Origin of the sequence: Paractinoplanes pyxinae (assembly GCF_026626335.1) — a bacterium.
GTDB classification, from domain to species: Bacteria; Actinomycetota; Actinomycetes; order Mycobacteriales; family Micromonosporaceae; genus Actinoplanes; species Actinoplanes pyxinae.
In genome coordinates, this window is the sequence record NZ_JAPNTZ010000013.1 from 85,943 (window position 1) to 107,019 (window position 21,077).

Annotated in this window: 15 protein-coding genes; 7 read left to right on the forward strand and 8 right to left on the reverse strand. The window is 71.8% G+C overall.

Features of this window, described 5'->3' with window-relative positions; genetic code table 11:
• The 3 genes from OWR29_RS32885 to OWR29_RS32895 all read left to right on the forward strand — a co-directional run bounded on the left by OWR29_RS32885 (nucleotide 1) and on the right by OWR29_RS32895 (nucleotide 2,830).
• Nucleotides 1–1,359, forward strand: a complete 1,359-nt coding sequence (locus tag OWR29_RS32885) for an MFS transporter (RefSeq protein WP_267567277.1) — start codon at nucleotides 1–3, stop codon at nucleotides 1,357–1,359.
• Between the two features lie 131 nt (nucleotides 1,360–1,490).
• The gene (locus OWR29_RS32890) at nucleotides 1,491–1,811 is read left to right on the forward strand and encodes a DMT family transporter (RefSeq protein ID WP_221382905.1); all 321 of its coding nucleotides are present in this window, start codon (nucleotides 1,491–1,493) and stop codon (nucleotides 1,809–1,811) included.
• Between the two features lie 533 nt (nucleotides 1,812–2,344).
• Nucleotides 2,345–2,830, forward strand: coding sequence for a TetR/AcrR family transcriptional regulator (locus OWR29_RS32895; RefSeq protein ID WP_438872696.1), 486 nt, complete (start codon nucleotides 2,345–2,347; stop codon nucleotides 2,828–2,830).
• 80 nt (nucleotides 2,831–2,910) lie between these two features.
• On the opposite strand, the gene ctaD is transcribed toward OWR29_RS32895, so the two are convergent.
• Together ctaD and OWR29_RS32905 are read right to left on the reverse strand one after the other, a co-directional pair.
• Complete coding sequence (ctaD, locus tag OWR29_RS32900) at nucleotides 2,911–4,665, reverse strand: aa3-type cytochrome oxidase subunit I (RefSeq protein WP_267567278.1); 1,755 nt, start codon at nucleotides 4,663–4,665, stop codon at nucleotides 2,911–2,913.
• A 137-nt stretch (nucleotides 4,666–4,802) separates the two neighbouring features.
• Nucleotides 4,803–5,909 (reverse strand): FAD-dependent monooxygenase, encoded by a 1,107-nt coding sequence (locus tag OWR29_RS32905; protein WP_267567279.1) that lies wholly within the window; start codon nucleotides 5,907–5,909, stop codon nucleotides 4,803–4,805.
• Between the two features lie 190 nt (nucleotides 5,910–6,099).
• Here OWR29_RS32905 and OWR29_RS32910 point away from each other — a divergent pair, with 190 nt between their 5' ends.
• Entirely contained in the window at nucleotides 6,100–7,161 is a 1,062-nt protein-coding gene (locus OWR29_RS32910) for a DNA polymerase ligase N-terminal domain-containing protein (RefSeq protein ID WP_267567280.1), read from the forward strand.
• On the opposite strand, the gene OWR29_RS32915 is transcribed toward OWR29_RS32910, so the two are convergent.
• Nucleotides 7,158–8,714, reverse strand: a complete 1,557-nt coding sequence (locus OWR29_RS32915; RefSeq protein ID WP_267567281.1) for a COG1361 family protein — start codon at nucleotides 8,712–8,714, stop codon at nucleotides 7,158–7,160. The two genes, OWR29_RS32910 and OWR29_RS32915, sit on opposite strands and share 4 nt — an antisense overlap.
• Nucleotides 8,715–8,936: 222 nt before the next feature.
• Between OWR29_RS32915 and OWR29_RS32920 the strand changes: the two genes are divergently transcribed.
• Nucleotides 8,937–10,292 carry an MGH1-like glycoside hydrolase domain-containing protein gene (locus OWR29_RS32920; protein ID WP_267567282.1) on the forward strand — a complete coding sequence of 452 codons (1,356 nt, stop codon included), beginning with the start codon at nucleotides 8,937–8,939 and terminating at the stop codon, nucleotides 10,290–10,292.
• On the opposite strand, the gene OWR29_RS32925 is transcribed toward OWR29_RS32920, so the two are convergent.
• From OWR29_RS32925 to OWR29_RS32940, 4 genes are all read right to left on the reverse strand, one after another.
• Entirely contained in the window at nucleotides 10,289–11,374 is a 1,086-nt protein-coding gene (locus OWR29_RS32925; RefSeq protein ID WP_267567283.1) for an S-(hydroxymethyl)mycothiol dehydrogenase, read from the reverse strand. The two genes, OWR29_RS32920 and OWR29_RS32925, sit on opposite strands and share 4 nt — an antisense overlap.
• A gap of 4 nt (nucleotides 11,375–11,378) precedes the next feature.
• Complete coding sequence (locus OWR29_RS32930) at nucleotides 11,379–11,837, reverse strand: MarR family winged helix-turn-helix transcriptional regulator (RefSeq protein WP_267567284.1); 459 nt, start codon at nucleotides 11,835–11,837, stop codon at nucleotides 11,379–11,381.
• A 192-nt stretch (nucleotides 11,838–12,029) separates the two neighbouring features.
• Complete coding sequence (locus OWR29_RS32935) at nucleotides 12,030–12,419, reverse strand: cupin domain-containing protein (protein WP_267567464.1); 390 nt, start codon at nucleotides 12,417–12,419, stop codon at nucleotides 12,030–12,032.
• Nucleotides 12,420–12,437: 18 nt separating this feature from the next.
• Nucleotides 12,438–14,123, reverse strand: coding sequence for an EAL domain-containing protein (locus OWR29_RS32940; RefSeq protein ID WP_267567286.1), 1,686 nt, complete (start codon nucleotides 14,121–14,123; stop codon nucleotides 12,438–12,440).
• A gap of 378 nt (nucleotides 14,124–14,501) precedes the next feature.
• Between OWR29_RS32940 and OWR29_RS32945 the strand changes: the two genes are divergently transcribed.
• Nucleotides 14,502–16,103 carry a restriction endonuclease gene (locus OWR29_RS32945; RefSeq protein ID WP_267567287.1) on the forward strand — a complete coding sequence of 534 codons (1,602 nt, stop codon included), beginning with the start codon at nucleotides 14,502–14,504 and terminating at the stop codon, nucleotides 16,101–16,103.
• 19 nt (nucleotides 16,104–16,122) lie between these two features.
• Entirely contained in the window at nucleotides 16,123–16,854 is a 732-nt protein-coding gene (locus OWR29_RS32950; RefSeq protein ID WP_267567288.1) for an alpha/beta fold hydrolase, read from the forward strand.
• Here OWR29_RS32950 and OWR29_RS32955 read toward each other — a convergent pair.
• Nucleotides 16,851–21,035 carry a PDDEXK-like endonuclease domain-containing protein gene (locus tag OWR29_RS32955; RefSeq protein ID WP_267567289.1) on the reverse strand — a complete coding sequence of 1,395 codons (4,185 nt, stop codon included), beginning with the start codon at nucleotides 21,033–21,035 and terminating at the stop codon, nucleotides 16,851–16,853. The two genes, OWR29_RS32950 and OWR29_RS32955, sit on opposite strands and share 4 nt — an antisense overlap.
• Between the last annotated feature and the right edge of the window lie 42 nt (nucleotides 21,036–21,077).

Genomic DNA, 21,077 nt, shown 5'->3' on the forward strand with positions numbered 1-21,077 from the left:
ATGCTTCTCAAGCCTTACCGTGACACGCTCGCCCTGCCCGGCATCAAGTCGCTGCTGGCGGTGGCGACGCTCGCGCGCATCCCGATCGCGGCCGGCGCCGTCGTGCTGACCCTGCACGTCGTCACCGACCTCGATCGGGGCTACGGCGCGGCCGGTCTGATCGGCGCGGCGTTCACCGTCGGCGGCTCGGTCGGCGCTCCCCTCATGGGCCGCCTGATCGACCGGCGCGGCCTGCGGCTCGTCCTCGTGCTCACCACGGTGGCCGAGGTGATCTTCTGGTCGCTGGCCCAGGCCGTGCCCTACTGGGCGCTGCTAGTCATGGCGTTGGTCGGCGGCTTCCTGGCCCTGCCGGCGTTCTCGGTGGCCCGCCAGTCGATCAGCGCGCTCACGCCCGAGGCGCAGCGCCTGCCCGCCTTCGCGCTCGACTCGATCTCGACCGAGCTGTCGTTCATGGCCGGTCCCGCGCTGGGCGTCCTCGTCGCCACGACGGCCGGCGGGCGCTGGGCCATGCTCATGCTGGCCGTCGGCATCCTGATCTCCGGCGTCGGCCTGTGGCTGCTCAACCCGCCGGTCCGGGCCGCGCACGAGGCGCCCATCACGACCGGCGAGCGGGTGCCCCGGCGCAGCTGGCTCACGCCCCGCTTCGTCGCCGTGCTGCTCGTGACGATGGCCGCCACCCTGGTCCTGTCCGGCACCGACGTCGCCCTGGTGGCGGTGCTGCGCGGCAACGGCGAGCTGGGCTGGACGGGCCTGGTCATGACGTTGTGGGCGTTCTATTCGCTGCTGGGCGGTTTCGTGTACGGGGTGATCCACCGCCCGCTGCCGCCGGTGGTTTTGCTGATCCCGCTGGCCGTCGCCACGATGCTGGTCGGCCTGGGCAACGCGCACTGGTGGGTGGTCGCCCTGCTGCTGATCCCGGCCGGCGCCCTGTGCGCCCCGCTGATCACCGCCACGGCCGATGCGATCAGCCGCATGATCCCGGCCGGGGCCCGGGGCGAGGCCATGGGCCTGCACAACTCCTCGCTCACGGTGGGCGTCGCCCTCGGCGGCCCCATCGCCGGCTTCGCGGCCGACCGCTTCTCGGCGCCCTGGGGTTTCGTCGCCGTGGGCGGGGCCGGCGTGTTGATCGCCCTGATCGTCCTCCCCACCGAGATCCGCCGTCGCCGCGCCGCCACCGTGCCGCCCGTCCCCACCCAACGCGACGGCGAGCCGATTGCGGACGAGCCGGGCAACGTCAAGCCCGCGGTCGGCGAGCCGGCCGTCGGTGAGCCGGCCGTCGCCGGTGCTGCCGTCGCCGCTTATGCCGCCTCCGAGCTGACCTCCGCCGAGGCCGACGTCGATCGCCCGGCGAAGTCCTGACCTCTCGTTCTCGCTGGGTGGCCAGCCTTTCCCAACCCTGAGTGAGGGTGGGCCGGATCACCGTTGGCATGCGCGCCGTCGACTTGTACGTTTGTACTTGTACAGCCGTACAAGAACGAGAGAAGGTCGCCGTGCCCTACGTGTTCCTGCTGATCGCCATCGCGGCGGAGGTGGCGGCGACCAGCCTGCTCAAGTCGACCGAGGGCTTCTCCAAGCTCTGGCCCACGGTCGCCTGCCTCACCGGCTACGTGATCTCTTTCGCGGCGCTGTCGGTCTGCGTCAAAGACCTGCCCGTCGGCGTTGTCTACGCGCTGTGGTCCGCCCTCGGCACGGCCGCCATCGTCGCCATCGGCGCGGTCTTCCTCGGCGAGCCCCTCAACACCGCTAAGGTCGTCGGCGTCAGCCTCATCATCGCCGGAGTAGTGACCGTGAACCTGGGCGGTGCCCATTGACCGACCCCGCTCCCCCGCCGGCCCACGCCCCCGACACGCCCGGCCCGGCCCGCCGCACAACACCAGCGGGACAGCAGGCCAGCGCACCCCCGGAACCCGAGACGGCGCCAGCCCGCACGCAAGACGACGACTCAACCGCCGGTGAGCCGGCCCGCCGCACGGCAGCGGCTGGGCGGCGGCGCGTGGACCGGGAGCCGGAATCCGAGGAAGCGCCGATCCTCGCGCGCGGCGGGCGGAGGCGCGGTGACCCAGGAACGGCGTCCGGCACCGGCCCAAGGCGCCCTGGGCCGACTGCGGAACGCGAAAGTGAGCCGCCGGCCGACCTGCGGCTGACCACAGACAGCAGCGAGGCACATGAGCGCCCGGCTTCAGGCGCGCCGGCGGCCGAACGGCGGCCGGTCGAGCGCGGCGCGGCGCAGCAGACTAGCGGGCGGCGGACGGTTGACGGTGGCGCGGCGGAGAAGACGAGCGGGCGGCGGCCTCAGCGGGCGCGTGATCCCGAAGCCCGGCGGCAGGCCCTGGCGGCGGCGGCGCTGGAGGTGATCTCGGAGGTGGGGATCGGGCGCACCACGCATCGGGCCGTGGCCGCTCGGGCCGGGCTGCCTCTCGGGGCGACGACCTACTACTTCCCCACGCTCGACGACCTCATCGCTGCGGGGTTGCGGCTGTCGGCGGCCGACCTGCAGTCCGACTTCGAGCAGTGGGCCGGGCGGCTTCGGGCGGCCTCCGACATCCCGGCCGCCGTCGCGGAAGTGATCGTCGAGTACGTCACCGACCGGCGGCGGGCGCAGATGGAGGTTGAGCTGTATGTGGCCGCCGGCCGTGACCCGGCCCTGCGTCCGCTGGCCCTGGCCTGGCTGACCGGCATGCGTGACCTGCTCGAACCCCATGTGGGCCCGGAGGCCGCCCGCGACGTGGTCACCTTCTTCGACGGCGTGACGCTGCGGGCGCTCATCACCGGTCGCGAACTCGACGTCGAGACGCTGACCCGCACGATCCGCCGCCTCACCACGCCCTGAGGGGCTGTCCCGCCGGAACCCTGGCCGGAATGCGGAACGGCCCGCTCCCCGGCTGGGGAACGGGCCGTTTCTGACGCCTGTCAGTCGCGGTTGGCGCCGGTGTCTTCGGGGTAGGTCGCGCCGCCGTCCGACTCCTTGGTGAGGGGGCGGGCGCCGCCCTCGGGCGGGCCGGCGATCGACTGCTCGCCCGCGGCCAGCTCGGGGAACTTCGCGTCGAAGGCGGGGCGCTCCGAGCGGATGCGGGGCATCTTGTCGAAGTTGCGCAGCGGCGGCGGCGAGGACGTGGCCCACTCGAGCGAGTTGCCGTGGCCCCACGGGTCGTCCACCGTGACCAGCTGGCCGACCTTGTACGACTTCCACACGTTGTAGATGAACGGCAGCGTCGACAGGCCGAGCACGAACGAGCCGATCGTCGAGAACGTGTTGAGGAACGTGAAGCCGTCGGAGGCCAGGTAGTCGACGTACCGGCGCGGCATGCCCTTGGTGCCCAGCCAGTGCTGCACCAGGAACGTGGCGTGGAAGCCGATGAACGTGAGCCAGAAGTGAATCTTGCCCAGGCGCTCGTCGAGCATCCGGCCGAACATCTTCGGGAACCAGAAGTAGATGCCGGCGAACACCGCGAACACGATCGTGCCGAACAGCACGTAGTGGAAGTGCGCGATCACGAAGTACGAGTCGGACACGTGGAAGTCGATCGGCGGGGAGGCCAGCAGCACGCCGGACAGACCGCCGAAGAGGAACGTCACGAGGAAGCCGATCGCGAACAGCATCGGTGTCTCGAAGCTGATCTGGCCGCGCCACATCGTGCCGATCCACACGAAGAACTTCATGCCCGTCGGCACCGCGATGAGGAAGCTCAGGAAGCTGAAGAACGGCAGCAGCACCTGGCCGGTGACGAACATGTGGTGCGCCCACACCGACATCGACAGGGCGGCGATCAGCAGCGTAGCGGCGACCAGGCCCTTGTAGCCGAAGACCGGCTTGCGGCTGAAGACCGGGATGACCTCGGTGATGATGCCGAAGAACGGCAGCGCCACGATGTACACCTCGGGGTGGCCGAAGAACCAGAAGAGGTGCTGCCACAGCATCGGGCCGCCCGTGTCCACGTCGAACACGTGGGCGCCGAGCACGCGGTCGGCGGCGAGGGCGAACAGCGCGGCGGCCAGGAACGGGAAGACCATGATCACCAGAAGGCTGGTGACGAGGATGTTCCACGTCATGATCGGCATGCGGAACATGGTCATGCCGGGCGCGCGCAGGGTGAGCACCGTGGTGATCAGGTTGACGCCACCGAGGATCGTGCCCAGACCCGAGAGGGCCAGGCCGACGACCCACATGTTGCCGCCGACGCCGGGCGAGTGCAGCCCGTCGCTCAGCGGGGTGTAGGCGAACCAGCCGAAGTCGGCCGCGCCACCGGGGGTGAAGAACCCGCTGATGGTGATCGTGCCGCCGAACAGGTAGAGCCAGTACGCGAACGCGTTGAGCCGCGGGAACGCCACGTCGGGCGCGCCGATCTGGATCGGCACCACGAAGTTCGCGAAGGCGAAGACGATCGGCGTCGCGAAGAACAGCAGCATGATCGTGCCGTGCATCGTGAACAGCTGGTTGTACTGCTCGGGCGAGAGCAACTGCATGCCCGGGCGAGCCAGTTCGGTGCGCATCAGCAGCGCCATGAGGCCGCCGAGCATGTAGAACACGAAGGCCGTGATCATGTACATGATCCCGATCTGCTTCGCGTCCGTCGTGCGCAGGATTCGGGCGAGTGCCGAACCCTTGACCTGCCGCCGGACCGGATATGGCCGGGTCACGATCGGCTTAGGCGCAACGGTCGTCACGAATAGCCTCCGTTGTCTCGTTCGTCCCTCTCAGTACGCCAGAGATCGCAGGCGTACCTCGCAGGCAGAATAGTCCCCCACCGGCATACCGCGGGCGCGGGGTGACCAAACAGGTCAGCCGGGGTTTGTGCCACCGCCTAGGCCGGATGCACCAGCGCCCGGTAGTGATCGGAGAAGATCCGCAGGCCACGCCTGCGCAGCATGGGATCGCGCAGGGCCGGCGGCACGTCGCGGGTGCGGTCGCGCTCGCGGGTGCGGTCGCGCACCTCGGCGCAGCGGGGGCGACGGCGTTCCTCGTACGCGCGAAGCACGGCGGGGATGTCGTCCGGGAGTTTCCGCAGCTCTTCGCCCAGAACGACCGCGTCCTCGAACGACATGGCGGCGCCCTGGGCCAGTGTGGGCGCGGTGGCGTGGGCCGCGTCACCCAGCAGCACCACCGGGCCGGTCGACCAGCGGTCGAGCACGACCTCGTCGGTGCGCGCGACCTGCACCTTTTCCAGCGCGTTGAGGATCGCCGGGGCGGGGCCGCCGAACGTGCCGAACAGCTCGCGCACGTGGGCCACCGGGTCGTCCGGGTTGGGGGAGTCGGGGGCCGTCTCGTCGGCGTGGAAGTAGAGCTTGCGGCCGCCCATGGGCATGGCCACGAAGGAGGACCGGCGCCCGAGCAGGGCCGTCCAGTCGCTCAGCGGCGGGCCGCCGGTGATCACCGAGCGGTAGACGATCTGGCCGGTCGGCACGGCCGGACCGCCCAGACCGGCTTGGGCCCGGATGGTCGAGCGGCGGCCGTCGGCCCCGACGACCAGGTCGTACTCGGCCACCTGGCCGTCGCCGAACTCGACCTTGGCGGTCTTGTCGAACACCTCGAGCGAGCGGACGGCCGTGTCGTAGCGCACCTCGCCGCCGACGCCGGTGAGCAGCACCTGCTGCAGGTCGGCCCGGGACAGGGCGCGGGACTCGCCGACGCCGGCCCAGAGCCCGGCCACGTCCATCTCGAACAGCTCGCGCCCGCGACTGTCGAGGAAGACCTGGCGGAAGATGAGGTCGCCCAGGGGGCGCAGCGGCGCGTCGAGGCCGAGCTGGCGCAGGGCCCGCAACGCGTTGCCGGGCAGATAGATGCCGGCGCCCGGCAGCATGGAGGCCGGCAGTTCCTCGACCACGTCGGGCCGGAACCCGGCGAGCCGCAGGGCACGCGCGGCGGAGAGCCCCGCGATTCCGGCGCCCACCACCAGGATGCGCAACGTCATCGCAGCCTTGCCTCCCACCCGTCGGACACGCGTCGGAGCCAAGACACTACCCCGAGCCACCGTCGGGGGAAACCTGTGATCATCGAGAGTTCCGAATTGTTCCCTTGGCTACCATGCCCCCACTCTCGCACACACGTATGACGAATTACGCCGGTGTATTTCCGCCCCGGCCCGGGAAGACAATGGGTCCATGACGGACCGTCTCGCGGAATACCGGCGCAAGCGGGACGCCACGCGCACGCCCGAACCCGTCCCTGAGCAGACGCCGCCGCCGAGCGAGTCCAGGCGGTTCGTGATCCAGCAGCACCACGCCCGCAGCCTGCACTGGGACGTCCGGCTGGAACGCGACGGCGTCCTCGTCTCGTTCGCCGTCCCCCGTGGCCTCCCACGCGGCCAGGGCCGCAACAACCTGGCCAAACACACCGAGGATCACCCGCTGGAATACCTCGAGTTCTCGGGCGAGATCCCGGCCGGCGAGTACGGCGGCGGCCGGATGACCATCTTCGACAGCGGCACCTACGAGACCGGCAAGTGGCGCGACGACGAGATCGGGGTGACGTTCCACGGTGACCGGACGAGCGGGCGGTACGTGTTCTTCCAGACCGGCGGCAACGACTGGATGGTCCGCCGGATGGACCCGCCCGAGCCCGGCTGGGAGCCGATGCCCGAGGCGGTCGATCCGATGCTCGCGACCCGGGCCGTGCACCTGCCGGCCGCCGGCGACGACGCCGAGTGGGGCTACGAGATGGCCTGGGGCGGTCGGCGTGTCGTGGCGTACGTCTCGGGCGGCCGCGTCCGCCTGCTGAACGCCGACGGCGAGGACGTGACGAGCTGGTATCCCGAGATCCGGCCGCTCGGCCCCGCGCTGGCGCCGACCGAGGCCGTGCTGGACGGCGAGATCGTGACCCTGCCCGACCCGGCCCAGCTGGAGAAACGGAAGGCGCCCAAGGACGCGGCGGCGGCCAAGCGGGCCGCTGAGCGCACCCCGGTCTACTTCCTGGCCTACGACCTGCTGTGGCTCGAGGGGCACAGCACGGTGGAGGCGCTGCGCTACGCCGAGCGCCGCGAGCTCCTGGAGGGACTGTCCATCGACGGCGAGCACTGGCAGACCCCGCCCTACTTCCCCGGCGGGGGCGAGTTCGCGCTGGAGGCGGCCGCGGCGCAGGGCCTGGGCGGGGTCGTCGCGAAACGCCTCGACTCCCCCTACCTGCCCGGCCGCCGTAGCCGCCTCTGGCTGGCGATCAGCGCCTAGGCGCGCCGCCGCCGGCCGATCAGCAGCGCCGCCACGCCGCCGAGCACCAGCAGCAGGCCGGCCAGCCCACCGGCCGGTCCGGTGATCGGCAGGCCGCCGCCACCACCCTCGCCACCGCCGGCCGGCGGTGCGACGGGCGGAGCGGCCGGCGGCGCGGCTCCGTTGATCACGATGTAGGCCGAGTTGTTGGCCTTGTTCAGTTCCTCGGCCGGAGCGTCCACCTTCACCGACCCGGCCGCGCCGGTGATGACCTGGTCGATCCGCAGGCTGAAGTTCAGCGGGTCGGTGAAGCCGACCTTGAACATCGAGTCCAGGTAGCAGCTGTAGCGCAGCTCCCCCGGCCGGCCGCCGTGCCCGTAGTCGACCACCCCGCGGTCGGTCATCGGGAAGCAGATGTCCGGCACCTTCGTCGCGGTGGTGCCCTTCGGGATGAAGACCCGCGCCTTCGGCCAGGGCGCGTTGACCCGCTGACGGTCGATGGTGGCCGGCCCGTCGTTACGGATGCCGACCTTGACCCGGACGATCGCGCCCTTCTGGCCGGTGGCCCGGGCGCCGACGGCGGCCAGGTCGGTCGAGTGCTTGCCGGTGACCGTGACGGCCAGTCCGTCCGACACGTACTCCTCGAGGGCCTGCGGTGGGTCGGCCTTGGCCGTGGCGAGCGGGGTCAGGCGCAGCACCCCACCCCGGCCGGGCGTGCCGAGCGGTTCGAAGCCGCCCCTCTGCACGTACTGCCGCAGGTCGGCGAACTCGTCCTTGGTCATCCACTGCCAGCTGCCGTTCTGCCGGCTCGGTGCGTACGTGTCCTTCCGCATCCGCAGCGGCAGGGTGACGCGGTAGGCGGCTCCGGGCGCGAGCGTCTGGTCGAAGAGGCAGTAGCGCAGCTCACCGCCGAGGTAGTAGCAGTTGCTGAACTGGGTGCGGCTCTCGAACGCGTACTGCGTGTACGAGCCGAAGGCCGTCCCCCGGATCGGCACCGAGCCCGTGTTGGTGATGGTCAGCGGCACGTCCACCGAGCCCCCGGGCGGCGCCGACGTGTCCTTCGCGCTGTCGGCCGCGGTGAGGCCGACCCGCTCGCCGATCCGGATCGTCGCGGTGCGGGTGACCGGGGCGAACCCCTTCACCGTCATGGTCGCCGTCAGGGTGCCGGTCCGGCCCACCACGGCGTCGTCCCCGGCGACGACCCAGCCCACGACGTTGGACTCGACACCTTCCGGCGTGAGCGCGCCGACCTCGGCCGAGCACGTCAGTTCGAGCAGGTCGGGCTGCCGGACGCTGCAGTTGTTCGGGTGGCCCGCCTCCTGCAGATGCAAGCCCGGGCCCTGGCCGGCGAAGCGGTACACGAGGTTCACGTCGCCCCTGCGCACCGGCAGCGGCCGGTCGGCGAACAGCAGCGTACGGAGTTCGAGACTGCTGCCCGGCGCGAGCGTGTAGTTCTTGACGTAGAAGTCGACCTTCGCCTTGGCCGGGGCCGCCTGGGCCGGAGGCGCCGCCGCGCCGGACACACTGAGTGCCACCAGCGCGAGAAGCAGGCGGCGGGCGAGACTTTGACGCACCGGGAGTCCTCCGTACCCGAAGATCAAGACTCGCGAAGCGTAGGTGCCCGGCCCGGACTCCGTGCACCGGTTACCCGATCGTTATCCGGAGGCCGGCGCACCGGCGGTCCGTCCGCAATCGTGGCGGAGGCGGAAGCATGCTGGTCCGCGCCTCGGTACCGAGGTTTACCGGCGCCCGCACCGGAAAGGTCCTCTGCTTAGATGCACCCCGGAACCCCTGCCATGACCGAGTCTGTGACCGAGATGTCTGCCGAACTCTGGAACTCCGCCGCCGGCGTCCTCGAGACGAACTGGTCCGGCGACCACATGGTGCCCTCCCGCCGCCTCTACCCGCACCAGTGGAGCTGGGACACCGCCTTCATCGCGGTCGGTCTGGCGTACGTCAATCCGGGCCGAGCCTGGCGTGACCTGCGCAGCTTGTTCGAGGCGCAATGGCCCGACGGCCGGGTGCCGCACATCGTCTTCGACCCCGCGACCGCCGAGGCCGACTACTTCCCCGGGCCGGCCTTCTGGGGCGTTCCCGCGTACGGCGTACGCCCGGCGCACGGAAGCACCGGCATCGTGCAGCCACCCCTGCACGCCGTCGCGGCCTGGAAGGTCTACCGTCGCGCGGCGGCCCACGGCGCGGCCTGCGTGCAAGAGGCCCACGCCGAACTCGAATGGCTCTACCCCCGCCTGGTCGCCCAGCAGGACTATCTGACCCACCGCCGGAACCTGGGCGGCGCCGGCCTGGCCGCGATCGTGCATCCGTGGGAGTCGGGCCTGGACAACAGCCCGGCCTGGGACGCCGCGATGGCCAACGTGCCGGCCGACCTCTCCCTGCTGTCGACGTACCGCCGGCGCGACCTGGACGTCGCCGACGCGGCCCACCGCCCGACCGACCGCGACTACGCCCGGTACGTCGGCCTGGTCCTCAGCTACCGCGCCGAGAGCTATTCGGACACCGACCTGCTGTCCCGGCACGACTTCGCGGTGGAGTGCCCGTCGTTCAACGCGATCCTGGGCGCCGCCGAGCTGGCCCTGGCCCAGATCGCGGGAGTTCTCGGCCGTACGACAGAAGCCGCCGGCCACCGCGAGCGGGCCCAGCGCATCGCCCACGCGCTCGTCGCCCGCCTGTGGAACCCGCGGACGCGGATGTTCCACGCTCGTGACGTGCGTACCGGAACGCTGAGCCCGGCCCACTGTGTGAGCGGGCTGATGCCGCTGCTGCTGCCCGACCTGCCGAGCGAGCAGGTCGAGGGCATCGTGGCCGAGGCGAAGTCGGCCCGGTTCGGCATGCCGGCGCCGAGCTACGACCGGACGGCGGCCGACTTCGACACCATGCGCTACTGGCGGGGCCCGATCTGGATCAACATGAACTGGCTGCTGCGCCGGGGCCTGCTCGTGCACGGCCGGCGTGACGAGGCCGAGGAGCTGCGGGCGGCCATGGTGCGCCTGGTGCACCAGCAGGGCCACTTCGAGTACTTCCACCCGGTGACCGGCGAGGGCCTGGGCGCGCCCACCTTCAGCTGGACCGCCGCCCTGGCCCTCGACCTGCTCGCCGACCGTTCGGTGCCGGCGTACGCAAGGGCCGCTTAGAACACGACCACCGAGCGCAGCACGCCACCGGTGTGCATCTTGTTGAAGGCCTCCTCGACCCCGTTCAGCGGGATCTCCTCGGTCACGAAGGCGTCCAGGTCGAGGCGGCCCTGCAGGTACAGCTCGGTGAGCATCGGGAAGTCGCGGGTCGGCAGGCAGTCGCCGTACCAGCTGGACTTGAGCGCCCCGCCGCGGCCGAAGATCTCGAGCAGCGGCAGCTCGATCTTCATGTCGGGCGTGGGCACGCCGACCAGCACCACCGTGCCGGCCAGGTCGCGCATGTAGAAGGCCTGCTCGTACGTCTCGGGCCGGCCCACCGCCTCGACCACCACATCGGCCCCGAAGCCGCCGGTGAGCTCCTTGACCTTCTCGACGACGTCCCCCTCGCGGGCGTTGACCGTGTGCGTCGCGCCGAACCCGCGCGCCCACTCGAGCTTCTGGTCGTCCGTGTCGATGGCGATGATCGTGGTCGCCCCGGCCAGGGCCGCGCCGGCCACCGCGCCGTCACCGACACCGCCGCAGCCGATCACCGCGACCGAGTCGCCCCGGGTCACGCCGCCGGTGTTGATGGCCGCGCCGATGCCCGCCATCACGCCGCAGCCGAGCAGGCCCACCGCCGCCGCGCGAGCCCGCGGGTCGACCTTTGTGCACTGTCCGGCGTGGACGAGCGTCTTCTCGACGAAGGCGCCGATGCCCAGGGCCGGGGACAGCTCGGTGCCGTCCTCCAGAGTCATCTTCTGAGTCGCGTTGTGCGTGGCGAAGCAGTACCACGGCTTGCCCTTCTTGCAGGCCCGGCAGACGCCGCACACGGCCCGCCAGTTGAGCACCGCGAAGTCGCCCGGCTCGACGTCGGTGACGCCGGCGCCGACCGACTCGACCACGCCGGCTGCTTCGTGGCCGAGCAGGAACGGGAAGTCGTCGTTGATGCCGCCCTCGCGGTAGTGCAGGTCGGTGTGGCACACCCCGCACGCCTGGATCGCGACCACGGCCTCACCCGGCCCGGGGTCGGGCACCACGATGGTCGTGAGCTCGACGGGGGCACCCTTGCTGCGGGCGATGACGCCCTGAACTCGCTGACTCATCGGCCTAGCCTAAGGGCTCGTCGAGCAGAGTTTCGGCCAGCTTGGCGAGCTGTTTCACCTGGGCCGGGGTGAGCCGGTCGAAGATCAGCTGCTGCACCGCCTCGACGTGGCCGGGGGCCGATTCCTTGATCTTGGTGAAGCCGTCCTCGGTGAGCACGGCGATCTGCACGCGCCCGTCCTGCGGGTCACGCTCGCGGCGCACCCAGCCCTGGCCCTCGAGGCGGGCGATGACGTGCGAGAGGCGGGACAGCGAGGCGCTGACCATCTTGGCCAGCTTGCTCATGGCGAGCCGGCGGTCGGGCTGGTCGCTCAGCGCCACCAGCACGATGTAGCCCATGTGGGTCAGGCCGGCGTCGCGCTGCAGCTGGGCCTCGAGCGCCGCGGGGACCTTGATGAGCACTTCGACGAAGCGCCGCCACGTCTGCTGCTGCTCGTCGGTCAACCAGCGGGGCTGCTGTTCCATGGAGAGAGGTTAGTGGCGCGGCGGCCCGAGGTCACGATCCGGGTCGTATCGATCGACGACCGGCGTTGTCCCTAGTACGCTGCGCTGGAACTTCCACCGGGGCAATCCAGAACGGCACGACGCCGGCGCCGGTTCGGCTGGGGGGCCACGGCCGGCGCCGGCGTCGTGCTTCCGTTCTGGTTGATCGCCGCCTCAGGACTGCGGCGGCTCGTCCTTGCCCTCTTCCTCGAGCCGGTCGGCCTCTTCCTTCGTCTTGTGCACGGCGCCGTCGGCGTGCTCGGCCGGGCCGTAGACGGTGTAGAGGACCAGCGGGTTGGGCCCGGTGTTGATGAAGTTGTGCTTGCGCCCGGCCGGGACGACGACCAGGTCGCCCTGGGCCACATTGCGCTCCTGCCCGCTGACGATGGCCTTGGCCGTTCCGCTGACGAAGGTGAGGATCTGGTCCACCTCGTGGACCTCCTCACCGATCTCGCCGTCCGGCGGAATCGTCATGATCACGAGCTGGGTGTGCTTGCCGGTCCAGAGCACGCGGCGGAAGTCGGGGCTCTGCTCGGCGACGGTGGCGATCGTGTAGTGCTCCATGCCGCGCATATACCCCGCTCACGGCGTACGCAATCGGCCTTCGACGACGGGGGCCGGGCGCCCGATCAGATAGCCCTGGACGTAGTCGACGCCCAGCTCACGCAGCAGCCGCAGGGTCGGCTCGTCCTGCACGAACTCGGCCACGGTGTGGATCCCGTAGGCCTGGCACACCTGCACCAGGGCCCGCACCAGCACCTGGTCCTGCGGGTTGGCGACCAGGTCGACGACGTACTCGCCATCGATCTTGACCAGGTCGATCGGGAAGATCCGCAGGTAGCGGAACGACGCGTAGCCGGAGCCGAAGTCGTCCAGCGCGAGCTCGCAGCCCAGCTCGCGGACCTGGTCGGCGAACCGGCGGGCCTCGCTCAGGTTGCCGATCAGCGCGGTCTCGGTGATCTCGAAGGTGAGCTGCTGGGGCTTCACCTGGTACTGCTCGATGAGCCGGGTGACCTCGTCGGTGAGCCGCGGGTCCCCGACCGAGCGGCCCGAGAGGTTGATCTGCAGACAGGTGCCGGGCTGCTCGGCGGCCAGCTGCATGGCCCGCTCGACAACCCACAGGTCGATGTCGAAGACCGCGTCCAGGCGCTCGGCGATGTCCAGCACCTGGATCGGCGACTGCGGCCCGTCGCCGTCGTCGAGCACCCGCAGCAGCAGCTCGTGCCGGGTGATCTCGTTGCTCTGCAGCTCGAGGATGGGCTGGGCGTAGAGGGTGAAGCGGTCGGTGTCGAGGGCGTCGGCGACCCGGCTGCGGTACGAGCCCTGCCGGTCGCGGGCCGGCACCGGGTGCGGCACCAGGGTCAGCGGCACCACCCCCTCGCGGGACTGGCGCCAGGCCAGCTCGGCGTCGATCAGCAGCTCGTGGCTGCCGGCGTCGCCGTCGGGCGTGAACCGCACGAGCCCGCCCCAGGCCCGGGCCCGCAGCCAGGTGTCGGGCAGCACGAAGGTCTGCGCCCGCAGCGCCTCGACCAGCAGCTCGGCCTCGCGCCGGGCCATCGGCCAGCTGGTGCCGGGCAGCAGCACGCCGAGTTCGTTGGGGCCGACCCGGCCCAGCAGCGCGCCCCGCTGCATCACGCCCTCGAGCACGCGGGCGGCCCGGTGCAGCAGGTCGGCGTTGAGTTCCGGCCGGACCGCGCCGTCCGCGCCCGGCAGCTCGGGCTGCACCCGCACGACCAGCACGGCGCCGCCGCCGCGGCGCTGCGCGCGGTCAATCTCGTCGGCGAAGCGGGCCCGCGGGAGCAGGCCGGTCGCCGGATCGGGCTCGACCAGCGAGGCCCGGACGGTCTCGCCGCGCCGGGCCAGCCGGTCGGTCTCGCGGCGGGCCCGCTCGCGATCTGAGACATCTGTCACCGTGCCCCGGATGCCGCGGACCGTGCCGTCGGGGCTCTTGATCGGATCGAGCCGGCAGTCCACGTCGAACCAGCCGCCGTCAGCGCGCATGAGGCGGATCGTCGTGCGCACCTGGGCGCGGGTGGTCCAGGCTTTCGTGATGGCCGACAGCGCCTCGGCGTGGTCGTCGCGGTGCACGTAGCGGACGAGAATCTTGCGGCTGACCTCGTCGCGGGCCGGCGGGTCGCCGAGCATCGCCCGCAGCGGACCCGACCACACGATGCGGTCGCCGGTCACCGTGTACGAGAACCAGGCGGCCCGGTCGTCGGCCGGCCGGCGCGGCGCCGGCACGCGCTGCCGTTCCTCGGGTGCCGCCATCGGGCCGCCACCTCCCCCAGAGTGTCCCCACGCCCCTGAACTATTACGACCCGTCACCGGGCCGAGATAACAGTGGACGACCGCCCCAATGTTTGACCGTCGGCCTCGTCAACACCGGGAGCTGCACCTTCTCGCCCGATCAGAGTAGGGAAAGACCTGATCGGCTGACCACTGCGCTGCGTGATTCCGCACCGGAAAGAGCGCCACTTCCATGACGGACAGTCACTGCTAGTGCCGACGGTGGAACCATGTGCGATTGCTACCCGCCCGGCGCCGGTGTCATGCACGCAACGCACTCGCAAGGATGCGCCCCGTGACTTGATCCGCTTGTGGATGGATATGGTGGCGATTGGACAGTACGCCGAGCGAGGACGAGGCATGGGCATCATTCGAGACATGCAGCGGGCGCACGCCACCCAGGCGTTCGCTGATCAGCGGGCCAACACCGCGGCCGCGCAGCAGCGCGATCTGATCCGGCGCAACGCCGATCACGCGATAGCCGCTGCCCAGCAAGCGGCGGGGGACGCCGACCGTAAACGCGAGCACCAGCGGCTCTACGTCGAGGCGAGGACGGCCGACACCGCCGCCGCCAACGCCGAGATCCGGGCCCGGCTCAGCGATCTCGACGCTCTGCTGCTCTCGACCCTCGACGTGGACGACCACATCGACCTGCAGCTGTTCAAGAAGCCGGTCGAGGTTCCGCCGTTCGATCCGGGCCCGCTGGGCCGCCCGACGCCCGAGCCGCGGTGGGAGAGCTACGTGCCCCCGCAGCCGCGCGGTGTCGGCAAGATCCTCGGCGGTGACCGGCTGCGGCAGCAGCAGACGGCCGGCGCGCAACGTGCCTACGAGGACGCGCGGGCCCGGTGGGCCGAGGCCGAGCAGCGGCGCCGGCAGCAGTTGGCGGTGCGGCAGAAGGCGTACGACGAAAGCCTGCGCAAGTACGAGGCCCGGATCGCCGCCTACAACGCCGAGGTCGACCGGTTCGCGGCCGCGGTGGCCGGCGCCGACCCGTCCTCGGTGGTCGAGTACTTCGCCATGGTGCTCGGCAACTCGGTCTACCCCGACGACTTCCCGCAGCACTTCCGCCTGGCCTACCTGCCCAAGCAGCGCCACCTGCTGATCGAGTACCACCTGCCCCCGATCGAGGTGGTGCCCCAGATCAAGGAGTACCGCTACGACCGGTTCCGCGACGACGTGACGGCCATCCCGCGCGACGAGGCCGAGGTGCGCCGCCGCTACGTGGACGTGATCGCCCGGGTCACCCTGCGCACGATCCACGAGGTCATCGAGGCCGACCGCGGCGGGCTGGTCCAGCAGGTGTCGTTCAACGGCATCGTCGACACGATCGACAAGCGCAACGGCCGGTTCGTCCGCCCCACCCTGGTCTCGATCCAGACCACCCGCGAGACGTTCGCCGCCATCAAGCTGCGCCGGGTCGACCCGGTGGCCTGCGTGAAGCACCTCGAGGGGGCGCTGTCGGCGGCCCCCGACGAGCTGGCCGCCGTCACCGGCAAGATGGACTTCGACCGGGACGCCGACCGCGACTTCACCGAAGAGTTCAACGTGCTGGCCGAGATCGACGAGCGTCCCAACCTGGTCGCCCTGACCGAGGCGGCGTGGGAGCAGCAGCTGGCCGACCTGTTCGGCGTGATGGGTCTGCAGATGGGCGCGGCCACCCGCACCGACCTGGGCGCCCGCTGGCACGCCACCGATCCCCGCCCGGTCTTCGGCGGTCAGGTGGTGATCTTCGCGATGCGCGGCCCGGCCACCGGCTCGGCCGCGGTGCACGCGCTGGCTGGAGCAGTGACGGCGGCCGGGGCGACCAAGGGGATCCTGGTCTCGCTGGGCGGCATCGAGTCCGAGGCGTACGACGCGGTGGCCGGCCGCCCGCTCGAGCTGATCGACGGCCCGGCCCTGGTCACCCTGCTCTCGAACTACTGCCGCGTGAAGGCCCGGATCGAACGCATGCCCGGTTCATGATCGGGTAGTCCGTCCGGGTGTGACCACTTTTCCGAGCCGGTGGACCCTCGGCCTCCACGACCGCAGTCACGAGGAGGCGCCGGGGCTGCCGGTGGTGATGCTGCACGGGCTGGCCGTGTCGCACCGCTACCTGCTGCCGGTGGCCCGCGCCCTGGCCGACCGGCACCCCGTCGTGCTGCCCGACCTGCCGGGCTTCGGGCGCAGCGGCAAGCCGGCGCGGGCGTACGACGTGGGCGAGCACGCCGAGGTCCTGGTGGCCTGGTTGGCGGCGCGCGGGCTCGGCCGGGTGGCGCTGGTCGGGCACTCGTTCGGCGCCGAGGTCGCGGCCCGGCTCGCCGTGCTGGTGCCGGAAACGGTGGCGGCGCTCGTGCTGGCCAGTCCGACCTGCGATCCGAGCGGCCGCACCCGCCGTGCCCTGATCGGTCGGTGGCTGCTCGACACCCAGGTCGAGGCCCCGTGGCAGGCGCCGATCCTGGCCCGCGACGTCCTCGACGCCAAGCCGTGGCGGGTGCTGGCGACCGTCGGCCACTCGGTGCGCAACGCCGTCGAGGACGATCTGGTCAAGCTGAGCGTGCGGCCGCTCGTGCTGGCCGGCGCGCTCGACCCGGTGGCCCCGGCGCGGTGGCGGGCCGAGGTGGCCGCGCTGACCGGCGGCACGATGGTGACCCTGCCGCAGGCCGCGCACAACGTGCTCACCACCTCGCCCCGGCGCTCGGCCGACGCCATCGCCGCCCACCTGCGTACGGTCTAAGCGATCGGGGCGATCTCGAGCTCGGCCAGCCGCTGCCACACCGGGGCCATCGCCGCTTCCGGCTCGCGGGCGTAGATGCTGCCCCGGATGCGCACGAAGACGCAGTTGCCGACCCGTTCCAGCACCGCCTGGCGGCGCATGTCGCTCTCCCACTGCTCGGGGCCGTGATACCGGTCGCCGTCGCACTCGATGGCCAGCCGGCGTCCGTCCGGCGCGTTGAGCACGAAATCGATGCGGTAGGCGCCGATCTTGAACTGCGGGATCGGCCGGAAGCCGCGAGCCAGCAGCCGTTTCAGCACGTCCCGTTCGAAGTCGCTCTCGCAGCGCCCGGCCAGGTCGGCCGCCTCTTCGGCCGGGGTCAAATTGAGCGCGTACGTCAGGAGGAGGCCCCGGGCGTCGTCGGCGAGCAGCGATCCGGGGCGCACCGAATGGAAGATCCACAACTGATCCCGGGCCCGTGACGCGGCGACGTTGATCCGGCGGTGGTACTCGCGCTTGGTGAACGCGGCCACCCGGGGATCGTTGTCCGAGACCACCATGGACACCAGTACGACGTCCCGCTCGTCGCCCTGGAACGTGTACGCGTCACCCACCCGCAGCCGCCGGGCCTGGATCTCGTCCTCGCCGATCCGCTCGCGCAGCAGGTGCAGCAGATAGCCGGCCTGCCCGCTCGTGCTGAGCAGCGAGATCACGCCGAGCGTGCGACCGTCGTACCGCGGATCGCCCACGATCGACGCGACCTGTTCGACCAGCGCCTGCGCCTCGGCCTCGTTGACGTCCCCGAAGCCGCCGATCGGCTGCCGGACACCTTCGGGCAGGAACACCGTACGGATGGGAGCGAACGCCGGCCGGTCGGCCCGCAACGGCATGATCTTGCCGTCGTAGTAGTGGCGCGACGAGAACTCGATGATCTGCGGCACGCAGCGGAAGTGCTCGGTCAGCAGGATCCGCTCGGGCGACCGGCGTACGGCGTGGTCGTACAGCGACGACTCGGGGTCGAAGTGCTCGGCCGACGGCACGTCGTCCAGGTGACTGTGGATCAGCCCGGCCACCGGCCCGACGAAGCCCAGCTGGGGACCGATCTGCTGGTCGTCGCCGACCACCACGGCCCGCTCGGCCAGCGACAGCACGGGCAGCGCGAACAGGTCGGCCTGCGACGCCTCGTCCACGATCACCACGTCGAAGCGGGCGCCCCCGGCGAACTGCTCGATGGCCCGGTCGACCGACATGACCCAGACCGGCACCGCCTCGACGGCCGACTCCATCGCGCGCTGGGCGTGGGCCTGCCAGGCCGCGGCCGTACGCCCGGTGCCCTTGCCGATCTTGCGGAGAGCCGTGGTCCAGTCGGCCAGGGCGGCCCGGCGCCGGTCGTCCAGGCTCCGCGACACCTCGAGCCAGGCCGAGGCCACCACCAGCTCGGCGGTGCGGCGGCGGATCTTGTCGCGGGCCGACTCGACCCGCTTGGCCAGCACCGCCGGGTCGACGCTGCCGATCACGTCGTCGAACCAGGTCTGCGCCTGCCGCCACTGCCAGGCGGCCAGGCAGGCCTTGCCGCTGACCGGCGGGACGCGGCCTTCCTCTATCCGGGCGGCCCACTCCGGCGCCTTCCCGGCCAGCCGGTCGCGCAGCTCGACGAAACGCTCGGCCCCGGGACGCAGGTCGTGCAGGCGCCTGACCTCGGCGACCTCCTCGTCCCAGCCCTCCAGGGTGGCCCACGCCTTGGCCGGACGCGGCCACGGCTCCAGCATCTGGGCCGTCTCTTGCTCCGACTTCAGCAGATTGTCGAGCTTGTAGACGGCGGGCGCGGCATCGAGCAGGTCGGCCACCCGGGCCAGGCGGCTCGGGTCAAGGTCAAGATCGTGCTGAGGTACGAGGTGGGACAACCGCTCGGCCAGGGCGGGCCAATGCCGTACGTCCCAATCGAGCGACTGCCCGGCGTCGGCCAGCAACGCCCCGGCCCACAGCTCGGGATCGCCCCAGCCACCCGCGGGCGCGGCGATGTCGAGCCGCTGCCGCCACTCCGACCAGTGACCGCCGAGCCGCTGCCGGGCCTGGTTCCGGCGCACCCAGGCCGCCGCCACGTCGACGTCCTCGGCGCTGCGCAGGGGCTCGCCGTCCACCCGCACGTCGTCGGCCACCCGGAACAGGGCCGCCTGGAGCAGACGGCTCAGGCCGCGGCCGCTGGCGAACCGCTGGCGCATCTCGGCCAGCTGAGCCAGCAGCCGCTTCGGTTCCGCTGCGTACGAGTCGGGCACGCTCACCTGGTGGCCGGCCAGCGTCCGGGTCAGCGCGGCCAGCTCGGCCAGCAGCGCCTCGGTGGCGGCCACGTGGTCGGCCCACACCGCGCGCCAGTGCGGGTCGGTGAGCAGCCGGCCCAGCCGGTCGGTCCAGGCCCCCTCGCGGCGGCGGAGCCAGGCCAGCGCCTCGTGCAGGTCGTCGCGGGCGGCGGCGACGTTCGAATTCCGCACCTGGTCGATGGCCAGACCCTGGCCGGCCAGCTCCGCGACCAGGGCCGCCAGCTCGTCGCGCTCGGCCCGGCGCTGCCTCTCCTCGGCCGCCGACGGCAGGTCGTCAGCGACCGGCAGCGGCTGCAGGGCGGCCGCCCTGTCCTGCGGCCAGATGCGGGTGGCCAGGTCGAGCAGGGTGGCGAACTCGGCACTGTCCAGCGGCGGCGGGCCGTCGACCGGGTCGGGGATGCCGGCGTCGTGGGCGGCCCGCTCGCGCAGCCAGGCGCCCACCTCGACCGGGGTCATCGGGGCGCCGTCGACCACGTACGTGACGGCCTCGTTCTCGGCGATCGCGCGCAGACCGCCCAGGGCCGTGGCCAGCTCGCGTTCGGCCTCTTCGAGCAGGCCGGTCAGCCGCTCGACCCGGCGCGCCTCGGCCTCTTTGTCCAGGGTGGCGGCCCTGTCCGAGAGCTCGCGGGCGGCCAGCTGCAGCTGGACCAGCTGGTCGGTGGTGCGCCCGAGCACGGCCAGGCACAGCGAGCGGATCTCTTCGGGCAGGCCGTCGCGGAGCACCCGGAGCGGGTCTTCCTTCTGCGCGACGACCAGCACCCGCTTGCCGTTGGCCATGAGATGGCAGATCAGGTTGCGGATGGTGTGGGTCTTGCCGGTGCCGGGCGGACCCTGGACGGCCACGTTGCGGTGCAGGGCCAGGCGGCGGGCGATCGACTCCTGCGCCTCGTTGGTGGGCAGCGGCATGAGCAGGCGCTCGCCGACCCGCTGCCAGCGCTCCCCGTCGTCGCCGGGCATCTGCAACTTGCTCGGCTCGTGCGCCACGATCGCGGCCAGCGCGCCCACGGCGGCGGTGTCACCGGCCAGCAGGCGGTCGCGCAGGTTCTCGAGGAAGCCGCGCAGGAGCCGCTGCTTGGGCCGCACGAACAGGACGCCCGCGTCGCGGATGTGCGGGCGGGTCGTCTCCTCGTCCGTGATCAGCCGGTCGTAGCCCAGCCGGCCCAGGGCCCGCTCGAACAGCTCCCGGCGGTCCAGGTCGTTCCACAGGTCGACCTCGAGGGTGCCGGCCGGGCCGGCCAGGGCAACCAGCTGGCTGAGGTAGCGGTCGTCGAGCCCGGAGAGCGCGTCGGTCTGCAGGCGGGACGGCCCGGCCGGCGAGACGGTGATCATGGACCGGTCGGGCTCGTACTCGATCAGGACCGGGGTCGCGACCAGCGGGTAGTGGACGCGCTCGCCGTTGACCGTGGTCGAGAGCAGGCCGTGGCCCCAGACGAGCTCGGTGGTGGCGGCGGTCATGTCGAGCTGGTGCATCAGGTCGAACAGCCTGCGGTGGAGCTCCCGGGTCTTCTCGGCCTCGCCCGTGACGTACGCCCAGGGACGCCACACCTCGTCGCGCCACACCTCGAACTCGTCCTGCTCGCCCACGGGTTCCGCGTCGGGCTCGGCGGCGGCCGAGACCTCGCCGCGCAGCCGGCGGCGCAGCTCGGGCGGCACACTGACCGGGCCGGGCAGCTCGGGCAGGCCCACCCGCAGCCACGACGTGCCGTCTTGAGCCGCGTTCAGACCGAGACTGCAGGCGACGTGGTCGGGCAGGGAGTCGAGGCGGATGGCGTCGGCCGGCGTCGTGCGGGCGGGCCGTTCCATCTGGGAGCGCACGGCGAGCAGATAGTCGGCGACCGCGACGGCCCTGTCCCGGATCGTCGTGGGCGACTCATGCTCGGCCATCCTCCGAAGTCTAGAAGGCCCGGTCTCGTCGCGGGCGCGCGC

What these genes read in the sequence shown, in the direction of transcription:
- OWR29_RS32885 (WP_267567277.1), top strand. Translation starts at nt 1, where the DNA reads ATGCTTCTCAAGCCTTACCGTGACACGCTCGCCCTGCCCGGCATCAAG.
- OWR29_RS32905 (WP_267567279.1), bottom strand. Translation starts at nt 5,909, where the DNA reads ATGACGTTGCGCATCCTGGTGGTGGGCGCCGGAATCGCGGGGCTCTCC.
- OWR29_RS32910 (WP_267567280.1), top strand. Translation starts at nt 6,100, where the DNA reads ATGACGGACCGTCTCGCGGAATACCGGCGCAAGCGGGACGCCACGCGC.
- OWR29_RS32920 (WP_267567282.1), top strand. Translation starts at nt 8,937, where the DNA reads ATGACCGAGTCTGTGACCGAGATGTCTGCCGAACTCTGGAACTCCGCC.
- OWR29_RS32925 (WP_267567283.1), bottom strand. Translation starts at nt 11,374, where the DNA reads ATGAGTCAGCGAGTTCAGGGCGTCATCGCCCGCAGCAAGGGTGCCCCC.
- OWR29_RS32930 (WP_267567284.1), bottom strand. Translation starts at nt 11,837, where the DNA reads ATGGAACAGCAGCCCCGCTGGTTGACCGACGAGCAGCAGCAGACGTGG.
- OWR29_RS32935 (WP_267567464.1), bottom strand. Translation starts at nt 12,419, where the DNA reads ATGGAGCACTACACGATCGCCACCGTCGCCGAGCAGAGCCCCGACTTC.
- OWR29_RS32940 (WP_267567286.1), bottom strand. Translation starts at nt 14,123, where the DNA reads ATGGCGGCACCCGAGGAACGGCAGCGCGTGCCGGCGCCGCGCCGGCCG.
- OWR29_RS32945 (WP_267567287.1), top strand. Translation starts at nt 14,502, where the DNA reads ATGGGCATCATTCGAGACATGCAGCGGGCGCACGCCACCCAGGCGTTC.
- OWR29_RS32955 (WP_267567289.1), bottom strand. Translation starts at nt 21,035, where the DNA reads ATGGCCGAGCATGAGTCGCCCACGACGATCCGGGACAGGGCCGTCGCG.